The organism is Paraburkholderia sp. BL10I2N1 (genome assembly GCF_004361815.1).
GTDB lineage: Bacteria > Pseudomonadota > Gammaproteobacteria > Burkholderiales > Burkholderiaceae > Paraburkholderia.
Genome location: NZ_SNWA01000002.1, coordinates 2,915,969 through 2,932,145, shown reverse-complemented (window position 1 = coordinate 2,932,145; position 16,177 = coordinate 2,915,969). Strand labels below are relative to the sequence as shown.

General features: G+C 63.6%; 17 protein-coding genes and 1 pseudogene. 6 read left to right on the top strand and 12 right to left on the bottom strand.

Features of this window, described 5'->3' with window-relative positions:
- Positions 1-5: 5 nt before the first annotated feature.
- A complete protein-coding gene (locus tag B0G77_RS35575) occupies positions 6-2,459 on the bottom strand; it encodes a glycogen/starch/alpha-glucan phosphorylase (RefSeq protein WP_133666438.1) in 2,454 nt (817 codons plus the stop codon).
- A 311-nt stretch (positions 2,460-2,770) separates the two neighbouring features.
- Here B0G77_RS35575 and B0G77_RS35570 point away from each other — a divergent pair, with 311 nt between their 5' ends.
- Positions 2,771-2,998 carry a hypothetical protein gene (locus B0G77_RS35570; protein ID WP_133666437.1) on the top strand — a complete coding sequence of 76 codons (228 nt, stop codon included), beginning with the start codon at positions 2,771-2,773 and terminating at the stop codon, positions 2,996-2,998.
- A gap of 327 nt (positions 2,999-3,325) precedes the next feature.
- Positions 3,326-4,720, top strand: coding sequence for an MFS transporter (locus B0G77_RS35565; protein WP_133667020.1), 1,395 nt, complete (start codon positions 3,326-3,328; stop codon positions 4,718-4,720).
- Between the two features lie 40 nt (positions 4,721-4,760).
- Here B0G77_RS35565 and ltaE read toward each other — a convergent pair whose 3' ends face one another.
- The 3 genes from ltaE to B0G77_RS35550 form a co-directional block, all read right to left on the bottom strand.
- A complete protein-coding gene (ltaE, locus tag B0G77_RS35560; RefSeq protein WP_133667019.1) occupies positions 4,761-5,765 on the bottom strand; it encodes a low-specificity L-threonine aldolase in 1,005 nt (334 codons plus the stop codon).
- Positions 5,766-5,954: 189 nt separating this feature from the next.
- Entirely contained in the window at positions 5,955-6,674 is a 720-nt protein-coding gene (locus tag B0G77_RS35555) for a LysM peptidoglycan-binding domain-containing M23 family metallopeptidase (RefSeq protein ID WP_243751428.1), read from the bottom strand.
- A gap of 105 nt (positions 6,675-6,779) precedes the next feature.
- Positions 6,780-7,091 carry a cupin domain-containing protein gene (locus tag B0G77_RS35550; protein WP_133666435.1) on the bottom strand — a complete coding sequence of 104 codons (312 nt, stop codon included), beginning with the start codon at positions 7,089-7,091 and terminating at the stop codon, positions 6,780-6,782.
- A 270-nt stretch (positions 7,092-7,361) separates the two neighbouring features.
- Here B0G77_RS35550 and B0G77_RS35545 point away from each other — a divergent pair, with 270 nt between their 5' ends.
- Positions 7,362-7,682 (top strand): hypothetical protein, encoded by a 321-nt coding sequence (locus tag B0G77_RS35545; RefSeq protein WP_133666434.1) that lies wholly within the window; start codon positions 7,362-7,364, stop codon positions 7,680-7,682.
- 77 nt (positions 7,683-7,759) lie between these two features.
- Here the strand turns inward: B0G77_RS35545 and B0G77_RS35540 are convergent, their stop codons facing one another.
- The 7 genes from B0G77_RS35540 to B0G77_RS35510 all read right to left on the bottom strand — a co-directional run bounded on the left by B0G77_RS35540 (position 7,760) and on the right by B0G77_RS35510 (position 13,226).
- Positions 7,760-8,083 carry a DUF4148 domain-containing protein gene (locus B0G77_RS35540; RefSeq protein WP_133666433.1) on the bottom strand — a complete coding sequence of 108 codons (324 nt, stop codon included), beginning with the start codon at positions 8,081-8,083 and terminating at the stop codon, positions 7,760-7,762.
- 242 nt (positions 8,084-8,325) lie between these two features.
- Complete coding sequence (gene gndA, locus B0G77_RS35535; protein ID WP_133666432.1) at positions 8,326-9,735, bottom strand: NADP-dependent phosphogluconate dehydrogenase; 1,410 nt, start codon at positions 9,733-9,735, stop codon at positions 8,326-8,328.
- Between the two features lie 204 nt (positions 9,736-9,939).
- Complete coding sequence (locus tag B0G77_RS35530; protein WP_133666431.1) at positions 9,940-10,554, bottom strand: DUF938 domain-containing protein; 615 nt, start codon at positions 10,552-10,554, stop codon at positions 9,940-9,942.
- Positions 10,555-10,557: 3 nt separating this feature from the next.
- Entirely contained in the window at positions 10,558-11,163 is a 606-nt protein-coding gene (locus tag B0G77_RS35525) for a pyridoxamine 5'-phosphate oxidase family protein (protein WP_133667018.1), read from the bottom strand.
- A 64-nt stretch (positions 11,164-11,227) separates the two neighbouring features.
- A complete protein-coding gene (locus tag B0G77_RS35520) occupies positions 11,228-12,094 on the bottom strand; it encodes an NAD-dependent protein deacetylase (protein ID WP_133666430.1) in 867 nt (288 codons plus the stop codon).
- Positions 12,091-12,288 (bottom strand): oxidoreductase-like domain-containing protein, encoded by a 198-nt coding sequence (locus B0G77_RS35515; RefSeq protein WP_243751427.1) that lies wholly within the window; start codon positions 12,286-12,288, stop codon positions 12,091-12,093. Before B0G77_RS35515 ends, B0G77_RS35520 begins: the two co-directional genes overlap by 4 nt.
- 170 nt (positions 12,289-12,458) lie before the next feature.
- Positions 12,459-13,226: an SDR family oxidoreductase gene (locus B0G77_RS35510; RefSeq protein WP_133666428.1), complete on the bottom strand. Its 768-nt coding sequence runs from the start codon at positions 13,224-13,226 to the stop codon at positions 12,459-12,461.
- 311 nt (positions 13,227-13,537) lie between these two features.
- Here B0G77_RS35510 and B0G77_RS35505 point away from each other — a divergent pair, with 311 nt between their 5' ends.
- Positions 13,538-14,398, top strand: coding sequence for a polysaccharide deacetylase family protein (locus tag B0G77_RS35505; protein ID WP_133666427.1), 861 nt, complete (start codon positions 13,538-13,540; stop codon positions 14,396-14,398).
- Positions 14,399-14,435: 37 nt separating this feature from the next.
- On the opposite strand, the pseudogene B0G77_RS35500 reads toward B0G77_RS35505, so the two are convergent.
- Positions 14,436-14,672 (bottom strand): annotated as a pseudogene (locus tag B0G77_RS35500) (DUF2252 family protein); the annotation flags it as partial.
- Between the two features lie 233 nt (positions 14,673-14,905).
- Here B0G77_RS35500 and B0G77_RS35490 point away from each other — a divergent pair.
- Together B0G77_RS35490 and B0G77_RS35485 are read left to right on the top strand one after the other, a co-directional pair.
- Entirely contained in the window at positions 14,906-15,454 is a 549-nt protein-coding gene (locus B0G77_RS35490; protein ID WP_243751349.1) for a hypothetical protein, read from the top strand.
- Between the two features lie 79 nt (positions 15,455-15,533).
- The gene (locus tag B0G77_RS35485; RefSeq protein WP_133666425.1) at positions 15,534-16,154 is read left to right on the top strand and encodes a LysE family translocator; all 621 of its coding nucleotides are present in this window, start codon (positions 15,534-15,536) and stop codon (positions 16,152-16,154) included.
- Positions 16,155-16,177: the final 23 nt, after the last annotated feature.

Sequence of the window (16,177 nt, the reverse complement as noted above, 5' to 3'; positions counted from 1 at the left end):
GCCACTCACGTCATGGTCAGCGGCTTCACGTGCCAGATATCGTGCGCATACTCCGCGATCGTGCGGTCCGACGAAAACTGGCCCATCCCCGCGACGTTTTCGATCGCACTTTCAGTCCATGCCCGCCGGTCGCGGAAGCGTTCATCGACGGCGTTTTGCGCTTGAGCAAAGGCCGCAAAATCGGCGAGCACCATGTAGTGATCGCCCCAGTCGACGAGCGTGTGGAAAATATCCGAGAAGCGCAGCGGATCGTCCGGCGAAAAGAACCCCGTGCGAATCTGGTCGAGCGCTACGTGCAGTTCCGGATTTTCCTCGTAAAGGTGCCGCGGGCGGTAACCCTGGGCCCGCAGATCGTCCACCTCGTCGGCGGTATGGCCGAAGATGAAGATGTTCTCGCGTCCCACCGCATCGCAGATTTCGATGTTCGCGCCGTCCATCGTGCCGATCGTCAGCGCGCCGTTCAACGCCAGCTTCATGTTGCCGGTGCCGGACGCCTCGGTGCCCGCCATCGAGATCTGCTCGGACAGATCGGCCGCGGGAATGATCAGCTCCGCGACGCTCACGCCATAGTTCGGCACGAACACCACCTTCAGGCGATCGCCGATCAGCGGATCGCTGTTGACCTTCGCGCCGACATCGTTGATCAGCTTGATGATCGTCTTCGCCATCCGGTATGCCGATGCTGCCTTGCCTGCGAACATCACCACGCGCGGCACCCAGTCGCGTTCAGGATGAGCGCGAATCTGGTTGTAGCGGACGATCACGTGCAGCACGTTCAACAGCTGCCGCTTGTATTCGTGAATGCGTTTGACCTGCAGATCGAAGAGCGCGTCGGGATCAAACGACACACCCGTTGCATGCGCGAGCCGTTGTGCGAGGCGCAGCTTGTTCTGCCGCTTCGCCTCGTGAAACGCGTCGACGAACGCGTCGTCCGTGCGCAATGGGCGCAGCTTCGCGAGGTCGAACAGATTGGTGCGCCAGTGTGTGCCGATCTGCGCGTCGATCAACGAGGATATCGACGGGCTCGCCTGTGCGAGCCAGCGGCGCGGCGTAATGCCATTGGTGACGTTGGTGAAGCGCTCCGGAAACATGCCCGCGAAGTCCGCGAAGATGTGGCGCGTCATCAGTTGCGAATGCAACTTCGAGACGCCGTTCACCTTGTGGCTCGCGACGATCGCGAGGTGGGCCATCCGCACGCGCCGCTGACCGTACTCGTCGACGAGCGAAATGCGCCGGATCATTTCGGCATCGTGCCCCGAGTGTTCGCTGACGTGCTTCAGAAAATCCGCGTTGATGTCGAAGATGATCTCGAGGTGACGCGGCAACAGTCGCGAGAGCATTTCCACGTCCCACGTTTCGAGCGCCTCCGGCATCAACGTATGGTTCGTGTACGAGAACATCTGCTGGATGCTCTTCCATGCCTTGTCCCAGGGCACGTGATGCACGTCGACGAGCAAACGCATCAGTTCGGGAATGGCAAGCACCGGATGCGTATCGTTCAGATGCACAGCCACCTTTTCCGCAAAGCGGCCGAACGTGCTGTGCGTGCGCTGATAGCGGCGGATCAGGTCCTGCATCGTCGCCGACACGAAGAAGTATTCCTGCCGCAAACGCAGTTCGCGGCCCGCGGACGTCGAGTCGTCCGGATACAGCAGGCGCGACACGTTCTCCGAATGCTCTTTCGCTTCGACCGCGCGCCGGTAGTCGCCGCGGTTGAATGCCGACAGGTCGAGTTCTTCGGTGGCACGCGCGGACCACAGCCGCAGCGTATTGGTGGCGCTCGTCGCATAACCCGGGATCACCGTGTCATACGCCATCGCGTTGACGTGCTCGGTCTCGATCCAGTCGATGTGGCCGTCGCGCTCCACCGTGCGTCCACCGAAGTGCACCATGTACTTCACTTCCGGGCGCGGGAATTCCCACGGATTGCCGGCACGCAGCCAGTAATCAGGCGTTTCGACCTGCTCGCCATCGACGATCTGCTGCCGGAACATCCCGTACTCGTAGCGGATGCCGTAGCCGAAGCCCGGGATGCCGAGTGTCGCCATCGAGTCGAGGAAACAGGCCGCCAGCCGCCCAAGGCCGCCGTTGCCAAGCGCCGCGTCCGGTTCGAGATCGGTCAGCGCTTCCATATCGACGCCAAGATCCGCGAGCGCCTCCTTCACCTGGTCATAGATGCCCAGCGCGAGCAGCGCGTTCGTAAACGTGCGGCCGATCAGGAATTCCATCGACAGGTAGTAGACGCGCTTCACGTCCTGCTCATACTGAAGACGCGTGGTATGCATCCAGCGCGCGACCAGACGGTCGCGCACGGCCAACGCCGCGGCGTGCAGCCAGTCCTGCGGGCGCGCCGTGACGGCGTCCTTGCCGACGCCGTACATCAGACGGTTGGAGATGGAGCGCCGTAGCGCGTCGACGGTACTGTTGAGCTGGTCGAATTCCAGATCCACGGCTGTCATCGAAGCCTCCGGGTTGGGCCCTGTGGCGCGCACCGGCCGCGCGGTCGGCGGGCGGAATGGCGCGTGCCGGTCAGGCGGTTAAATATGCAGAGTAGGACATTTTGCGGCTTCGCGTCATTGCGGCAGGTGGCAGGGCAATCCGCCTGCCCGCCCGCTGCGATGAACCGCTGTAGTCCGTCTTCGCACGAATCCAGTGCACAAGTGACGATGCGCGGTGTCCCGTGCACTAACATGAAAAGGCGCGTGAGACGCGCCGAAGGCCGCAAACGACGCACACGCGTTCGCTGCGGCCGGGCCCATGGAGAACCACCATGAACGTTCAGACAATGCTCGGCATGTTCCATGCCCAGGAACTCCTGCTGGTCTCCCTCATCCGCTCATTGCCGCCCGACGAGCGACGCAGGATCGCCGACGAATTCCAGGCGCAGATCGAACTTGCCGAAGCGCCCCACCTCACAACGAGTCATGATCGTGAAACGGCAGAGGCGTTCAAGGCACATCTTAGAAAACTCTCGATCCTGATGGCCTCGTTTTCCTGAGGCAGCCGCCTGCGTGAGACACTCGCGCCGCCCTCTGCAAGCGCTCTGGCGAGTTTGCGCCTCATTTGTCACCGGCCCTGGTGTTCGCGGGAGGGGCATCGGCTTGACCGTTAGTTGCGTGTTACGCGACTTCGTCAACCTTTCAAAAGCCTTGGCTCGCAGACCCGGCCCTGCACGATTCCGGCGCGTCTGTAACAATCGCTGAATTCGTGACCCGGCGACCGCAGAAAGACTGTCGGGCCAGCGAACATCCCGCAAAAATCAACGAGCCAGGTTTTGTCCGACCACACCCCTATCCCCGGCTATGCGCGCCGCGACGACGCGCCGATGTCACCCACCGACCGCCGCGCGATGGCAGCCATCATGCTCGCCGTCGCGCTCGCGACCCTCGACACCGCAATCGCCAATACCGCCTTGCCCGCCATCGCGGCGGACCTTCATGCGGCACCCGCCGCGTCGGTCTGGATCATCAACGCCTATCAGCTTGCGATGGTGGCGACGCTGCTGCCGCTCGCCGCGCTCGGCGACATCATCGGCCATCGCCGTATCTACATCGGCGGGCTGGTGGTGTTTACGGTTGCGTCGCTGGCTTGTTCAGTCGTTTCGACGCTGCCGATGCTCGCCGCTGCGCGCGTCCTGCAGGGGCTCGGCGCGAGCGCGATCATGAGCGTCAACACCGCGCTGATCCGCTTTCTGTATCCGCCACATCGTCTCGGACGCGGTGTCGGGCTCAATGCGCTGGTGGTCGGGGTATCGTTCGCTGTGGGGCCGACGGTGGCGTCGCTGATTCTGTCGGTGGCATCGTGGCCGTGGCTCTTTGCGATCAACGTTCCGCTCGGCGTGATCGCCCTCGCATTTGCGTTGCCCGCACTGCCGCAGACCACGCGCGGCAGCCATCAGTTCGACCCCATCGCTGCGCTCCTCAACGTGATCACATTCGCGGCGCTGATCTTCGCGCTGGGCGAAGCGGCGCAGCGCGCGCCGATGCAGGTCGTGGTGGGCGCCGCTGGCATCGCGCTGGTGTTCGGCCTGCTGCTGATGCGCCGCGAGGCGGGTCACCCCGCACCGATGCTGCCCGTCGATCTGTTCAAGCTGCCGGTGTTTGCGCTATCGGCGGTGACTGCCGTGTGCTCGTTCGCTGCGCAGGGGCTCGCGTTTGTGTCGCTGCCGTTTTACTTCGAGGATGTGCTGCATCGCAGCCAGGTCGAGACAGGCTTTCTGATGACGCCGTGGCCAGTGGTCGTTGCACTCGCCGCGCCGATTGCCGGGCGGCTGTCGGATCGCTATCCGCCCGGCCTGCTCGGCGGGATCGGTCTCGCGGTGCTCAGCGCGGGGATGGCATCGCTTGCGCTGTTGCCTTCGCATCCGCACGTCCTCAACATCGCGATACGAATGGCGGTGTGCGGCGCAGGCTTCGGATTTTTCCAGTCACCCAATCTGAAGGCGCTGCTGGCAAGCGCGCCGCCCGAGCGCGCGGGAGGCGCAAGCGGAATTGTGGCAACCGCGCGGCTCCTCGGACAAACCACCGGCGCGGCGCTGGTAGCGTTGAGCTTCAGCATGGCGGGCCGCGACGGTCCGACGCTCGCGCTCAGCGCCGGCGCGGTGTTCGCAGGCGCCGCGAGCGTCGCAAGCGGACTGCGACTTTTCGCGCCGGCGCACCGGGTGCCCGGCGCATCGATGCGGCAACCGGATACCCAGTCCCGCGAGCTGACGCCGAAGTGACGGGCTTCGACATCGGCGCTTCGACGCTAGCACTACGGCATCAACGCGCGAAGTAGGCTTTCACCGCCGACAGGAACGTATCGATGTCCGCCCGCGAAACGTCCATGTGCGTCACAAAGCGTGACGCATAAAGCATCTGCGTAAGAATGCCCCGCTCCTTGAGCCAAGCTTCGAGCGGCGCGCAGTGTTCCTGCGGAAACTGCGCGAACACCATGTTGGTTGCCTGCGACTGCATCTTCACCTGGTCGATCTGCGCAAGACCGGCGGCGAGGTGCGCGGCATTGGCATGATCGTCGGCGAGGCGCTCGAGGTTGTGGTCCAGCGCGTAGAGACACGCCGCCGCCAGCACACCCGACTGCCGCATGCCGCCGCCGAGCACCTTGCGCCAGCGATGCGCGCTGTCGATCAACGCCTTGCTGCCGACCAGCACCGAACCCACCGGCGCGCCAAGCCCTTTGGAAAAACAGATCGACACGGAATCGAACGGGCCGCACAGCGCCATGAGCGATTGCCCGGAAGCCACGGCGGCGTTGCAGACGCGCGCGCCATCGAGATGCGTCGCAAGGCCCCGTTGCCGCACGAACGCGACCGCCTCTGCGACGTAGCCCGCCGGCAGCACCTTGCCGCCAATGGTGTTTTCCAGCGCGAACAGACGCGTGCGCGCGAAATGGTCGTCGATCGGCTTGATCGCGGCAGCGACCTTGTCGAGCGGCAACGTACCGTCAGCGGCATTTTCGAGCGGTTGCGGCTGGATACTGCCCAGCACCGCTGCGCCGCCACCTTCGTACTTGTAGGTATGGGCCGCCTGACCCACGATGTATTCGTCGCCGCGCGCGCAATGCGCCATCAACGCCGCAAGGTTGCTCTGCGTGCCGCTGGGGAAAAAGAGGCCTGCTTCCTTGCCGGTGCGTTCAGCAACCGTGGCCTGTAGCCGCAATACGGTCGGATCATCGCCCCAGACGTCGTCGCCCACTTCGGCGCCGGTCATGGCGGCCAGCATTGCCGGAGTGGGACGGGTGACGGTATCGCTGCGCAAATCGATCATGGGAATGTCCTGGTCGGCTGCCGGTGCGGACACCGCCTCGAACGGCGTGCTGCATCCCGGCGGGGTAGAGCCTGCCAGTTTAGTCATTTCTGCACGGGTTGAAAACCGCCACCCTCTGACCGCCAGAGCGGACCGCCCGTGCGCGGTTTGATCATTTCCCTCTTGCGGGTCTTGCTACCCGTCAACTGGCTAGCCACCGGATCGCGGCAGCACACCAAGCGGATCGACCGGCTTGCCGCCGCTGCGCACTTCGAACTGCAACGAACCCGTGCCGTTTGCATCGGTGCCCATCTCAGCGATAGCCTGACCCTGGGCGACCGCATCGCCTTCCTTCACGAGCAGCGCGCCGTTGTGACCGTACGCGGTGATGAGCGTGTCGTCGTGCTTGATGATGATGAGCGGCCCGTAAGCCTCGATGCCCGTGCCGGCGTAAACCACCCGTCCTGCGGCCGCGGCCCGCACCGGGTCGCCCCCTCTGCCGCCAATCACGATGCCCTTGGTCTTGCCCGGCGTAAACGTCGACAGCAGCGGGCCGCGAACCGGCCACGCCAGCTTGACTGACGTCGTCTCGGGAGTCGGCGTTCCGCCCGCAGGCGGCGGAACCGCGCCGACCGGCCCGGGGACGACAGGCACGGCGGCCGGCGCGGGTGCAACCGGATAGGGTGGGACCGGATAGGGTGGGACCGGATAGGGCGGTGCGACGCGCAGGATCTGCCCCACCACCACCGTCGCGTTGGGCGGCAGCCGGTTCCATCGCGCAACGTCCTCCAGGCGCTGGCCGAACGCAATCGCGATCGACTGCATCGAGTCGCCCGGATTCACGCGATAGAAGCCGGCAGGCACGCCCGACGTCGCTGCATACGCCGGGGGGGCGTTGCGATAGTCGAGGGACTCGGGCCATGGCGTCATCGCGCAAGCAGCCAGAGCCATTGGTACGCCAACGCAAACCAGGACCTGCGCCCCTTTGCGCAACCAAGCTTGAATCATCGTATTGGCCCTCGCTGCTGCACTGCGTCAGACGCTACCCTCAGTTTCCACCACCAGTATCCGCGCTTCGCCGATCGGGTGCGCCACATGTTCTGTACCCATAGACGCGTAAAACACGTCGCCAGTTTCAAGAACCGTCGATTGTTCGACACCCGCTTCCCGAAACCGCATCTCGACGCGGCCGTCGAGAACGGCGAACACTTCCTCGCCGTCGTTCACATGCCACTGATAAGGTTGATCGGTCCAGTGCAAGCGGGTGGTGACGCCGTGCATGTTGGCAATATCCAACGCGCCCCACGGACGCGCGGCCGTAAAGGTCTTGCTGCGAATGATTTTCATGGTTGTGCAGTGGGGACGGAAAGCACCCGGACGGTTCCGGGGTCAAATACAGGTCAGCGACGTGCCGGTCGATCGGAGAACAGTGCGTGACTGATTATATGATCGGGCACGGTCCCTCGCTCCAAACTGGCAGTTTGTACAGCGAAATTGGCACGTCTGGCACATCATTGAATCCCCCCGACGCTCGCCTATACTGGCCATTACCGCCGCGACGTGCTGCGGGTGAGCCGATTGCCGATTCGCGATGTCCTGTCCGCGAGGAGTTCGAGGATGAACAAAGCCACGTTTCTGGCCCTGCAGCTCAATGTCGAGGATGTCGCGACGTCATCCGGGCTGGCCGAACTGTTGAATACGCATCTTGTCTTTGCCACCGACGTCGCCGAAGCGGCCGACGCGCTCGTTCAGCTGGCAAGCGTTGCGCGCCTGTCGAGCGGCGTGGAGGCGACCGTCGAACTGCCCGCGGTTGCCATCGAACGGCTGCGCGACGCCCTCGATACATTGAGCGGCTACGACGAGAGCTGGCTGCTCGCGCTCGAACCGAGCAGTGATCTGTTCGACGATATAGCCCGCCGCCATCGCACACTGCATTGAAATACAAAAAAAGCGCTGACCGGACATGCCGGTCAGCGCTTTTTTGCCTAAGGCGGACGCTCTACGCGTCCTGGCGATCAGTTGCCGAAGAACACCGATTGCGGGCCGGTGCGGTCAGCCTCAGCACGGAAACCGGCCTGCGACGAACCCTTGGTCGACGCGCCGTAGCCGCTGTTATCGGCTTGCGCAGTGCTGTTCTGCGCCGCGATGCGCGCTTCGGCGGCCTGGATGTGCTGCGGGTACGTGGTGCGGTCGTCGAGCGGGCTGTAGCCTGCCTTTTCCAGTTGCACGAGTTCTTCGCGAACCTGTGCGCGGGTCAGCGGCTGGTTCGATTGGGCAAACGAAACAACCGGGGCAGCCAGAACGACGGCGACAACTGCTGCTTTGATCAGTGACTTCATGGTGACTTACCTCCAGAACCTGTTTTAGCTCGCTTCGGACACCTTGTCCGGAGCGGATAAGCACAGTCTAGATAAGTCAACCTTAAGGGAAAACCCCTATCCCAATAAAACTCTTTTGCTCGATCCGCAATAATCCAATATTCGAGTCAGAAAAAGCCCATTGCGTCGACAGGGTTTCGCAATAATGCCCTTACAGGCGCCATGGAGGACAGTCGGCCCGCCACAGCGCCCGAATCGCTCCGTCAGGACCAGCTGGCGTGGAAACTGCCGGGCTTGTCGATACGCTCGAACGTATGCGCGCCGAAGAAATCGCGCTGCGCCTGCACCAGGTTCGCCGGCAGACGCTCCGACCGGTAACCGTCGAAATACGCCACTGCCGATGCAAACGCCGGCACCGGCACACCGGCCTGCACGGCGGCAATCACCACGTCGCGCAGCGCGCTCTGATACTTGGCCGCGATGTCGCGGAAATACGGATCGAGCAGCAGGTTGGGGAGCGCCTTGTCCTTCGCGTAGGCGTCGGTGATCTTCTGCAGGAAGCGGGCACGGATGATGCAGCCCGCGCGGAAGATCTTCGCAATCGTGCCGTAGTCGAGATCCCACTTGTAGTCGTCGGACGCCGCGCGCAGCTGAGCAAACCCCTGCGCATACGAGATCACCTTGCTGAAATACAGCGCACGTCGCACCGATTCGATGAGTGCCGCGCGGTCGCCGTTGAACGGTCGCTTCTCCGGGCCGGTGATGACCTTGCTCGCCGCCACGCGCTGATCCTTCAGCGACGACAGCACGCGCGCGAACACCGATTCGGTGATCAGCGGCAGCGGCACGCCAAGGTCGAGCGCGTTCTGGCTCGTCCACTTGCCGGTGCCCTTTTGCGCGGCGCGATCGAGGATCACGTCGACCAGATCCTTGCCGGTCTCATCGTCCTTCTTGCTGAAAATCTTCGAGGTGATTTCGATCAGGTAGCTGTCGAGCTCGCCCTCGTTCCATTCGGTGTAGACCTTGCCCAACTCTTCGTTCGACAGGCCCGCGACCTGCTTGAGCACCGAGTAGCTTTCGGCGATCAGCTGCATGTCGCCGTATTCGATGCCGTTGTGCACCATCTTCACGAAGTGGCCCGCACCGTCCGGCCCCATGTAGGCAACGCACGGTTCGCCGTCCGGCGCCTTCGCTGCGATTTCGGTGAGGATCGGCGCGACGAGGTCGTACGCATCGCGTTGTCCGCCCGGCATGATCGACGGCCCCTTGAGCGCACCTTCTTCGCCACCCGAGACGCCCGTGCCGATGAAGTGCAGCCCGGCCTTTGCGAGTTCCTGGTTGCGGCGGATCGTGTCGGTGAAGTGCGTGTTTCCGCCGTCGATCAGGATGTCGCCCTTCTCGAGGAGCGGCTTGAGTGATGCAATTGTCGCGTCGGTCGGCTCGCCGGCCTTGACCATCATCAGGATGCGGCGCGGCTTTTCCAGCGACTCGACGAATTCTTCCAGCGTGTAAGCCGGCACCAGTTTGCGATCCGGATATTCCTTGATCAGTTCGTCGGTTTTCTCGCGTGTGCGGTTGAAAACCGACACCGCGTGACCGCGGCTCTCGATGTTGAGCGCCAGATTGCGGCCCATGACCGCCAGCCCCACCACGCCGATTGCCTGCTTGCCCATGTGAATTCTCCAGATTCCAGAAAGACGGGATGCCGCGCCAGATTGCTGCCCGCACGGCGTCGAGGATGAAAGGATAAAAGAAATGGCCGCTTGTCGCTCGTTCGACCGTCTTGTTTGACCTGCTTGTTTGACCAGCCCGCTCGGCCATAGGGTGCCTTGCCTGCCGGACGATGCCCGAACGCGCATCGCCCTGTGGCGCCCGCGCTACCGTTTTCGAAATGCCAGGCTGAAGTTGTTGGCCGGCATCGCTACCGGCTCTTCACCTTCGAACCCGGCCGAGGTCGCCAGTTCAACGACCGCCTCCATATCGCGTACGCCCCACTCCGGATCGCGGCTTTGCAGTTGCAGATCGAACGCCTCGTTGCTCGGTGCAGTATGCGCGCCGTTGCGCCGGTACGGCCCATAAAGATAGATCACCCCGCCGCTCTTCAATATTTGCGCGGCGCCGGCGAACAATGCCTCGCAGGCCGACCAGGGCGAGATGTGGATCATGTTGATACAGACGATCGCGTCGGCGGACTGGATGCCCCAGGGCAGGCGCCTCACATCGAGGGCGAGCGGCGCACGCACGTTCGCCAGGCGCGTATGCGCGGTCCATGCCGCGATCGATGCGCGTGCCTCGGGGTCGGGGTCGCTCGGCTGCCAGTCGAGACCAGGCAACGCCGCTGCAAAATGCGTCGCGTGCTGGCCAGTACCGCTCGCGATTTCGAGCACGACGCCTGTTTCAGGCAACACGCGCCGCAACACGTCGAGAATCGGCTCGCGATTGCGCTCCGCCGAAGGCGAGCGTTGACGCAGATCCGGATTGGGCGTGTTCATCGCTCAGTAGAGGTTGGTGCGCATTCTTTCGACCCGTTCGCGATCGTACGAATCGGCATCGAAAGTCGCGCCATTGATGCGCCGATGCATCGCCCCCGCGCTCGGCAGGCGCGAACGTTCGACATGGTGCGCGGGATCCCACAGTTTCGAACGCGCAAGCGCCTTCGAGCAATGAAAGTACGCCGCGTCGACATCGACGATCAGCACAGTGCGCGGCAGTTTGCCATCGACAGCGAAGCTTTGCAGCAGCGAGGGGGCGTTCGAGATACGGCCGCGTCCGTTGACACGCAATGTCTCGCCGACGCCCGGCACGACGAACAGCAACGCCAGGTTCGGCTCGGCGATGATGTTGCTCATGCTGTCGATGCGGTTGTTGCCGATGCGGTCGGGAATCGCGAGCGTGCGTTCGTCGATGATGCGCACGAAGCCCGGCGCATCGCCACGCGGTGAACAGTCGACACCGCCCGGGCCGGCCGTGGCCAGCACCGCGAACGGCGCCAGTTCGATGAACGCGCGGTAATCCTCGTTGACGTAGGGAATTTCCTTGCGGACGGCGCGCTCGTGGGGCTGCCCGTAAAGCGCTTCGAGTTGATCCTGCGTCGTCAGGATCGAAGACTCCTTGTCAACTGCTGCCGTCATGTCGGTCGTCATTGTTGTCGGGGATGGGAATGGATCAGGCGCTCGCCAGCGCTGCCGCGAGCGCGGTCAACATCTCCGAGCAGGGCGCGGCGATTTTCAGTGCCAGCAGCGGATCGGCACGCGTCTTGCCAAGGTTGATCGCCGCCACCGGCTTGCCGGCCTTCCCGGCCCACACGCAGAAGCGATAGCCGGAATAAACCATCAGCGACGAGCCGACAACCAGCACCGCGTCCGCCGCTTCGAGCGCACGGCCGGCGGTCTCCACGCGTTCGCGCGGCACATTCTCGCCGAAGAACACGACCGAGGGCTTCAGCAGACCGCCGCAGGCCGGGCAGGCCGGAATGCGGAAGGTCTCGAGAGCATCCCATTCGAGATGCGCGTCACCGTCTGCGGCCGGTTCAGCGCTTGCCTCGAGCAGGGCCGGATTGTCGGCTTCGAGCATGCGCTGGATCGAAAAGCGCGTATGCGGCGTGCCACAGTCGAGACACGTCACGCCGCCGATGCTGCCATGCAGTTCGATCACATCCGTGCTGCCAGCCCGCTGATGTAAACCGTCGACGTTCTGCGTCACGAGCGTCTCAACATGTCGCGCGGCTTCCATCTGCGCGAGCGCGCGGTGCGCGGCATTCGGCGCAGCATCCGCGACGACTGGCCAGCCGATCATGCTGCGCGCCCAGTAACGCTTCCTCCAATCCTCGGAGCCGAGAAACGCCTGCAACGTAATCGGCGGCGAGCGCTTCCATTCGCCGTTTTCGTCGCGATAGCCAGGAATGCCGGAATCGGTGCTGATGCCTGCGCCCGTCAGCACAAAAAGACGCGGGTTGCGCTGGACGAACTCATGCAACGCAGCGAGCGCGTGGGGCTCGACAGCAGGTATGACAGGTAACTGAAGTTCGTTCATGTACGGGGACAGGCGGGCTTGTCTGCCTGGACGCTGCGGCGCGGCCGCGATTTTCCGGGCATTTGCGCGTGACGTGATTCCCACGCCGCCAGCGCGATCCGATAACGTTCGAGCGCATCCTCATGAAGGTCGAAAATACAGGGATCGCAACCGCTATGGCAGCAGTCTTCCAGCTGAGGCGGCGTGGGCGGCACGGGAAGCGGGTCGTCCTTCAGCGAGGCTTTGGTCACGGCAGCGTACGGAATGGATGGATCGATCAGTATAAGTTGATCCCGCAAGGCGCGTAGGCCGTGCCGCGCGTTCCGCGTATCGAAGCATGCCGCCGATGCCCGCGCCGACGTTTCCGCAGATGTTCACCCTGATGCTAGCCGCGTCCGACAAACGGCATCTTGCTCGCCATGATCGTCATGAACTGCACGTTCGCCGACAGCGGCAGCTCGGCCATATGCAGCACCGCATCGGCGACGAGGCCGACGTCCATCAGCGGCTCGACGGCAATCTCGCCGTTTGCCTGCGGCACGCCGCGCGCCATCCGTTCGGCCATTTCCGTCGCGGCATTGCCGATATCGATCTGTCCGCAGACGATGTCGTAGCGCCGGCCATCGAGCGACACCGATTTCGTGATACCTGTGATCGCATGCTTCGTCGCGGTATAGGCGATGCTGTTCGGCCGCGGCGCGTGCGCGGAAATCGAACCATTGTTGATGATGCGTCCGCCCCGCGGAGATTGCGCCTTCATCATGCCGAACGCCGCGCGCGTGCAGAGGAACACGCCCGTGAGGTTCGTATCCACGACCGCGCGCCAGTCGTCGACACTGATTTCGTCGATGTCGACCGGCGGTGCGTTGCGGCCAGCGTTGTTGAACAGCACGTCGAGCCGGCCATAGCGCAGGCGGATCGCATCGAACAACGCGGCCACGCTCGCCGCATCCGTGACGTCGCACGACACCGCCAGTGCATCCTGCCCGCGTTCGCACGCGGCGTCGGCAAGCGCGTCGAGCGGCGCCTGGCGCCGACCGGCCAGCACCACGCGGTAGCCGTGCTCGAGCAGCCTGAGCGCGCTCGCCCGGCCTATGCCGCTGCCCGCGCCGGTGATCAATGCGACCTTGCCCTGCTTCGTGTCCGTACTCACTGCTTTCTCCTTGTTCGCGGGACGCCTGATCGTCCGGGTTCGTGCTCATATGCTCCCGCACCATACAACAGCGGACTGTCCTTCACAAACGCCATGGCTTCCAGGCTTCCCGCCATGTGCATGGAGGTTTGAAGGCCGCGACGTCCCGGTCACGTGGCGTCACGTGGCGGCATGGCATTGCGTCCGCAGAACACGGGACGCATCGCAAACCAATGGCACGGCGAGGCCGGAGCGCCACAAGTGGTATCTTTATCGGTCATTCCCCCGGCGACTCACCAGCGACCTTCCCGGAACGGAGGAACAACAGCACCATGATCGAATCGAATCCGGCCCTGCAACACAACCCATCCCACACCCCAGCGCGCCGCTGGCCCTATGACGGCTATCCGGCGATGCTGAAAGCCACCATCGTCTGGCACGTACTCGCGCTCGCCGGCTTGCTGATTGCGCCGCATGCGTGGCCCTGGTGGCTCGCGAGCATCGCGGTCAACCACATCATCGTGACGGCGGCGGGCTTGTGGCCGCGCTCATCGCTACTCGGCGCAAACTGGACGCGCCTGCCCACAATCGACCGTAATGCGGACGCGATCGCCCTGACCATCGACGACGGTCCCGATCCGATCGTCACGCCCAAGGTGCTCGACATGCTCGACGCGCACGGCGTGCGCGCGACTTTCTTCTGCATCGGCGCGAAGGCGCAGCGCCATCCGGAGTTGACGCGTGAGATCGTCGCGCGCGGACACGCCGTCGAGAATCATTCTCAGTTTCACGTGCATACGTTTTCGGTAACGGCGCCCGGTGCGCTGAAACGAGAAGTCGAGGCGGCCCAGCGAACGTTCGAAGAACTGACGGGCGAGCGACCCTACTTCTTCCGCGCGCCCGCGGGCCTGCGCAACATCTTTCTCGAGCCGGTGCTGCAAAAGCTCGACCTGCGGCTCGCAGCGTGGACGCGTCGCGGCTTCGATACGCGCGAGCGAGACGGTGCAGTGGTCGCGCGACGGCTGCTCGAGGGCCTCGCCGGCGGCGATATCCTGCTGCTGCATGACGGCAACGCCGCGGCCACGCAGGAGGGCGAACCGCTCATCCTCGCAGTCCTGCCGCGTGTGATCGAAACGGCGCGCCGCCAGGGGCTGCGCTTCGTCACGCTGCGCGAAGCGCGCCCGCCCCTCTGAGTTCGCGTGCCCCCGACCCGGATCCCAGCCACCATCGGACGGCGCTGCCGCGAAAGAACGTGAACGGCGAAACCGCCACGCGCCCACACCGTAGTGGAATGAGCTGCGGCACCCGGCCTTCACTGCTCTGACGCAGCAGTTCAAGGGGATCGCGATGCAGGTCGCCGATCGCGGCGTGACTCGACCGTTGCGTACGTTCCCGCGCAGCGCGGCCTGCGCCTTGCCGTTCTGCGACGAAAGCCTGTGCAAGGGATCGAAAGGCCGCCCTCCAGATTGTAATAAAGAATCACCATTCTCTGAATGGTTGATTACAATCACCACACACGAGACTGGGTTCAGGAATCAAGAGCCGACTTATCCGATGCAGCGCCCTATTCCATTCTTTCTGACGCATCCCATTTCAAAACGACGTCACCTCGCCGACACTGGCGCTTTCTTGCCGGGATCCGACCTGATCGCAGCAAGCAAGCGCACTCACCTCAATCGACCCGGCGAGAACCTCACGGCGTGAAATCCACCTCCTTCGTCAGATACGGCGTGCTCAGCACTGCCCTGCTGCTTTCTGCCTGCTGTTTCTTCGGCAGGCACCGCTCCCGCACTGACGCCCTTACCCATCTGAACGGTTCGCTCAGCGTCGCCCCCGCGTACGACTTCGTCTATGCCCCGGCGGAAGCCGGCCGTGTGTCGCCGAACCGCATCGAAAACACCGCGATGTCCAGCATCATTCTGAAGAAGAACATCGACGTCTGCGTTCACGATGCGGTAGCCAGCAACCTCAAGCGCGCGGGCATCGACACGGCCGACGGCAAACGCGTCCTCACCGCGCGCATCGAAACGTTTTCCGTAGAAGACGCGCGCTCGCCCGCGTGGTGGACCTTGACGATGCGCTACAGCCTCGTCGATACCGACTCGAAGCGGGTGCTCTACACATCGACGAAAACGGTCCGCCAGGAGTTCCGCACGTTCACGAACAACACCATCGCTCTCGAAGACATCGTCCGTGCGAATGTCTCGACGCTTCTCGACGATCCGGAATTCGCCCAGGCTGTGCACTGATTTCCGGGGTTTCGACGGTTCGGTACAATCGATCGACCCATCGTCGACGGCCACGTGCCGCCCATTCCGTGAGCCCCTCATGTCCCTCACCACCTGGCTGTTCTTTTTGCCCGCCTGCTTCGCATTGAACATGGCGCCGGGGCCGAACAATCTGTTGTCCGTCAATGTTGCGGCGCGGCACGGCTTTATGACGGCTTTCATCACGGGCATCGGCCGGCTCGTCGCGTTCGCGTTGATGATCGTGCTTGCCGGAACGGGGCTGGCGGTCATCCTGCACGCGTCTGCGCTGTTCTTCCTCGCGATCAAGCTGACTGGCGCGGCCTATCTGATCTGGCTCGCGATCCAGCTATGGCGCAGCGACGCCGCGCCCGTCGATACGTCGAAGCAGGGCGATATGTCCATGTGGCGACTCGCGCGGCATGAGTTTCTCGTGGCCGCAGGCAATCCCAAGGCCATCCTGGTGTTCACGGCGTTCCTGCCGCAGTTCGTCAATATCTCGCAGCCGATGCTGCCGCAGTTCACGATTCTCGGCACAAGCTTCCTCGTACTCGAGTGGTTTTCAATCGCACTCTATTCCGCTGCCGGCATGTATCTGGGAAGGTGGCTCACGCGTGCGAAGGTGCGCCGCTGGTTCAACCGCACCTGCGGGACCTTTCTCGGCGCAATCGGCCTGAGTTTCCTGCTGGTAAGGCATTCATGACGGCTGCCTCATGGTTCAGCGAA

What these genes read in the sequence shown, in the direction of transcription:
- ltaE (WP_133667019.1), bottom strand. Translation starts at nt 5,765, where the DNA reads ATGATCGATTTGCGCAGCGATACCGTCACCCGTCCCACTCCGGCAATG.
- B0G77_RS35575 (WP_133666438.1), bottom strand. Translation starts at nt 2,459, where the DNA reads ATGACAGCCGTGGATCTGGAATTCGACCAGCTCAACAGTACCGTCGAC.
- B0G77_RS35540 (WP_133666433.1), bottom strand. Translation starts at nt 8,083, where the DNA reads ATGAAGTCACTGATCAAAGCAGCAGTTGTCGCCGTCGTTCTGGCTGCC.
- B0G77_RS35520 (WP_133666430.1), bottom strand. Translation starts at nt 12,094, where the DNA reads ATGAACGAACTTCAGTTACCTGTCATACCTGCTGTCGAGCCCCACGCG.
- B0G77_RS35485 (WP_133666425.1), top strand. Translation starts at nt 15,534, where the DNA reads ATGTCCCTCACCACCTGGCTGTTCTTTTTGCCCGCCTGCTTCGCATTG.
- B0G77_RS35545 (WP_133666434.1), top strand. Translation starts at nt 7,362, where the DNA reads ATGAACAAAGCCACGTTTCTGGCCCTGCAGCTCAATGTCGAGGATGTC.
- B0G77_RS35550 (WP_133666435.1), bottom strand. Translation starts at nt 7,091, where the DNA reads ATGAAAATCATTCGCAGCAAGACCTTTACGGCCGCGCGTCCGTGGGGC.
- B0G77_RS35505 (WP_133666427.1), top strand. Translation starts at nt 13,538, where the DNA reads ATGATCGAATCGAATCCGGCCCTGCAACACAACCCATCCCACACCCCA.
- B0G77_RS35530 (WP_133666431.1), bottom strand. Translation starts at nt 10,554, where the DNA reads ATGAACACGCCCAATCCGGATCTGCGTCAACGCTCGCCTTCGGCGGAG.
- B0G77_RS35570 (WP_133666437.1), top strand. Translation starts at nt 2,771, where the DNA reads ATGAACGTTCAGACAATGCTCGGCATGTTCCATGCCCAGGAACTCCTG.
- B0G77_RS35565 (WP_133667020.1), top strand. Translation starts at nt 3,326, where the DNA reads ATGTCACCCACCGACCGCCGCGCGATGGCAGCCATCATGCTCGCCGTC.
- B0G77_RS35555 (WP_243751428.1), bottom strand. Translation starts at nt 6,674, where the DNA reads ATGACGCCATGGCCCGAGTCCCTCGACTATCGCAACGCCCCCCCGGCG.
- gndA (WP_133666432.1), bottom strand. Translation starts at nt 9,735, where the DNA reads ATGGGCAAGCAGGCAATCGGCGTGGTGGGGCTGGCGGTCATGGGCCGC.